Annotated in this window: 4 protein-coding genes; 3 read left to right on the top strand and 1 reads right to left on the bottom strand. The window is 77.4% G+C overall.

Annotation, left to right across the window (positions count from 1 at the left end):
- Window positions 1-406 (top strand): response regulator (locus AC5JLB_RS22595; RefSeq protein WP_495876078.1); only part of this gene is annotated, 406 nt, incomplete at its 5' end.
- 4 nt (window positions 407-410) lie between these two features.
- Here the strand turns inward: AC5JLB_RS22595 and AC5JLB_RS22600 are convergent.
- Entirely contained in the window at window positions 411-974 is a 564-nt protein-coding gene (locus tag AC5JLB_RS22600; protein WP_495876079.1) for a TetR/AcrR family transcriptional regulator, read from the bottom strand.
- A gap of 29 nt (window positions 975-1003) precedes the next feature.
- Here AC5JLB_RS22600 and AC5JLB_RS22605 point away from each other — a divergent pair, with 29 nt between their 5' ends.
- Together AC5JLB_RS22605 and AC5JLB_RS22610 are read left to right on the top strand one after the other, a co-directional pair.
- Window positions 1004-2488, top strand: coding sequence for a protoporphyrinogen/coproporphyrinogen oxidase (locus tag AC5JLB_RS22605; RefSeq protein WP_495876080.1), 1485 nt, complete (start codon window positions 1004-1006; stop codon window positions 2486-2488).
- Window positions 2485-2892: a hypothetical protein gene (locus tag AC5JLB_RS22610; protein ID WP_495876081.1), complete on the top strand. Its 408-nt coding sequence runs from the start codon at window positions 2485-2487 to the stop codon at window positions 2890-2892. Before AC5JLB_RS22605 ends, AC5JLB_RS22610 begins: the two co-directional genes overlap by 4 nt.
- The last annotated feature ends 31 nt before the right edge of the window (window positions 2893-2923 follow it).

Consider the following 2923-nt stretch of genomic DNA (forward strand, 5'->3'; position numbering starts at 1 on the left):
ACCGGGAGCGTGTCCGGTGACCGAGGCGCTCATGGGGCGGCACCGCATCCTGGTGGTCGACGACGAGGTCTCCTCGGCGGAGGTCGTCGCGCTCATCCTCATGGAGGAAGGCCACCAGGTCAGCTTCGCGGTGGACGCGCGCCAGGCGCTCGCCGCGCTGGCCCAGGAGCGTTTCGACCTGCTGGTCACCGACTACATGCTGCCGGGCCTCAGCGGGGTGGACCTCGCGCGCGCGGCCCGCGAACAGCCGGGCCACGAGGCGCTGCCGGTGGTGGTGATGAGCGGTGCACCGGCGGCGGCCCTGCGCGTGCACGGCGACGCCTTCGACGCCTTCCTGCGCAAGCCCTTCCAGATCGACCAGTTGCTTCACACCGTGAAGGCGCTGCTGGAGCGCGGCGAGGCTTGAGGCGTCACGCCGGGCCCGGCGGCGCGGCGCAGGGCGCGGCCAGCGACAGCAGCCCGCGCAGGAAGCGCGCGAAGGACGCCGATCCGGGTTCGCCGCACTGCTGCAGCCCGACCAGGCCCAGCCACGCAGCCTGCGCGAAGGTGTCCACGCTCGACGCCGGCGCATCGGCCGGCAGCAGGGCCCGCGCCATGTCCCGCGCGAAGCGCAGGCGTTCGCGCTCGGCCCGCTGCACCGCCTCGCGCACCGTGGCGTTCTCGCGCGCCCAGGCGCGCAGCGCCACCTCGCAGCGCGGCGACAGCGCCGCGATCGCCTGCAGATAGCGCTGCAGCCGTTCCTGCGCTGCCGCGCCGCCTTGCGCATGGGCGATGACGTCGCCCGTGTACCGCTGCTCCCACCGCCGCAGCAGCGCCTGCACGAACGCCGGGTGGCTGGAAAAGTGGTGGTAGAAGGCGCCGCGCGTGACGCCGAGCCGCCGGCACAGCGCCTGCGCCGACACCGCCTCGTGGCCCGCGGTGTCCAGGGCCTCGAAGGCCGCGTCGAGCCAGCGCTCGCGTGTGAGTCGTTGCATGCCGCCCCTCCCCGCCGTACAGGCTGTGTATGTTCGTTCATCCCGGCTACGGTGCGGGCATGACTTCGACGGCAACGGCAACGACGACGGCCCCGGCGGCGGGATGCGGCCCGGTCGCGGTGGTGGGTGCGGGACTGGCGGGACTGTCCGCCGCGCGCTGGCTGCAGGCGCAGGGCATCGCGGTGCGGGTGTTCGAACGCGACGGGCGCGTGGGGGGGCGGGTGTTCAGCCGCCGCTTCCACGGCCGGGTGATCGAGTGCGGCGCGCAGTTCCCCTCCACGGGCTACACGCACCTGCCCGGTCTGCTGCGCGAGGCGGGCCTGGCGGTGCGGCCCGCCTCGCCGTGGGCCGCGGTGCGCCGGGGCGGCGCCTGGCGCGTCTTCGACCCGGGTCGGCCGCTGTCGCTCGTGCGCAGCGGCCTGCTCGGTCCGGGGGAATGGCTGCACCTGGCCAGCGGCAGCGCCGCGACGGTGGCCGTCGCCCGCCTGCCGAGCCGCCGTGCGCCGGCAAGCCTCGCCGCATGGGCGCCGGCCGACACCGAGGACGCGCTGGACTGGTGCCGCCCGCGTTTCGGTGCGGCGGCGGCCGAGCACCTGTTCGGCCCCCTGGTGCACGGCTTCTACTTCCATCCGCTGGCGGGCAGCTCGTCGGCACTGCTGCGCGCGGTGCTGGACTTCCGCGGTGCCCGGGCGCTGGCGGTGCCGCAGGGCTGGGACGCCTTGGCCCGGTGGATGGCGGCGCCGCTGCAGGTGCACACGGGCGCGGAGGTCGAGGCCGTGCGCGAGCGGCCCGACGGTGCCGCCCTGCGCGTGGGCGGGCGGTGGCTGGATGCCGCGGCCGTCGTGCTGGCGACGCCGGCGCCGGTGGCCCGCCAGCTCCTGCACGACGCCACCGTCGCCGAGGCGGCCGTGCTGGACACGCCCTTTGCCGCAGCGCTGCACCTGGCGCTGGGGCTGAAGGACGGCAGCGCCTGGCCTGCGGCGCTGGCCGACGTGCACGGCCTGCTGTGCGACGAGCGTTCGGCGGTGGCCTCGGTGGTGGTGGAGTCGGGCCGGCTGCCGGTGCGCGCGCCCGCCGCCCTCGGGCTGATGTTCGGCGACGGCGCGGCGCGCCGGCTGGCGTCGGCCCCCGACGACGAGGTGCTGCGCGAGGCACTGGCGTGGCTGCAGGCGCAGGTGGCGCCCGTGGCCGGCGACGTCGTCGCGCACCAGCTCACGCGCTGGCCGACGGCCGAGCCGCTGACGCCGGTGGGGCGGGCGCGGGCGGTGGCGCGCTACCGGGCCACGCTGTCGCCGTCGCGCCGGGTGCTGCTGTGCGGCGACGCCCTGGGCCTGCCCTGGACCGACGGCGCGGTGGAGACCGGCCTGTGGGCGGCGCGGCGGGTCCACGAGCGCCTGAAGGCACCGGCGCCCTCGCCGTCGCGACCGCCGGCGGGGGTGCCCGATCGTGCGCGGGCGCAGGCCCGGCCGCCGGGACCCGCGGGCGGTCACGACCCGCAGGAGCGGCCCGCATGAACCCGCTGTGGATGACGGCCGCGGTGGGGCTGGCGCTGATCGGCGCGGTGCACTCGGTGCTCGGCGAACGCTGGGTGTTCCGCCGCCTGCGCGGGCGCGGGCGCGGCTGGGTGCCGACCGACGGCGGCGACCGGCTGCGCGAGCCGCATGTGCGCATCCTCTGGGCGACCTGGCACCTGGTGAGCGTGCTGGGTGGCGCGGCGGCCGCGCTGCTGGCTCAGGCGGCGCTGGCGGCGCCCCCGGCCGCGGGCGCCGCGGCCGCCCCGCTGCCCGCGGTGGTCGTGGCGGTGGGCACCGCGACGGCGCTCGGCGCGCTGCTGGTGGGCTGGGGCACCCGCGGTCGCCACCTCGGCTGGGTGGGGTTGTCGCTGGTCACCGCGCTCATCGTGCTGGGCGCGCGCTGAGGCACGTTCCGGCCAGCTCGCCCTCGCCCTC

The organism is Myxacorys chilensis, assembly GCF_059505265.1.